The sequence below is a fragment of the Vibrio sp. 1249-1 genome (genome assembly GCF_033340495.1).
In genome coordinates, this window is sequence record NZ_JAWOWJ010001112.1 from 1 (window position 1) to 532 (window position 532).

Consider the following 532-nt stretch of genomic DNA (forward strand, 5'->3'; position numbering starts at 1 on the left):
GATGTTGTTCGTCACTAACACAGGCAGATCGCCCGGCGAATAAAAACCTTCGAGTAAGAGAATTGGCTTTACCACGCCACAAGCGCGCAGTTGCAACGCTTCTTCAATGCGAGCCACACCAAAGGCGTCGGCATGGTTAGCATGTTTCGCCACATGACGCAGACCATGGCCATAACCGTTGGCTTTCACTACCGCCATCACTTTACTTTCTGGTGCTTGCGCTTTCACACGCTGCAAGTTGTGCTGCAACGCAGACAAGTCAATGCATGCTTTTGCGGCTTTCATGTAGCTCATAGCATTACTCATCATCAATATCGAATGCTGGACCCGCGTAATTATCAAAGCGCGAGTGTTGTCCTTGGAATGTTAAACGCACCGAGCCAATAGGACCGTTACGTTGTTTACCGATAATTATTTCCGCCGTGCCTTTGTATGGGCTATCTGGGTGATAGACCTCATCACGGTAGATGAACATGATCAAGTCGGCATCCTGCTCGATGGAACCCGATTCACGCAAGTCCGAGTTAACAGG

The 532-nt window shown here is 49.4% G+C and carries 2 protein-coding genes; both read right to left on the reverse strand.

What is annotated here, in order from left to right; genetic code table 11:
• Window positions 1-294, reverse strand: a 294-nt coding sequence (locus R7Z50_RS30740) for an alanine racemase (RefSeq protein WP_318150184.1), incomplete at its 3' end; no start/stop codon positions are given.
• A 4-nt stretch (window positions 295-298) separates the two neighbouring features.
• A partial coding sequence (locus R7Z50_RS30745) for a DnaB-like helicase C-terminal domain-containing protein (RefSeq protein ID WP_318150185.1) occupies window positions 299-532 on the reverse strand: 234 nt, incomplete at its 5' end.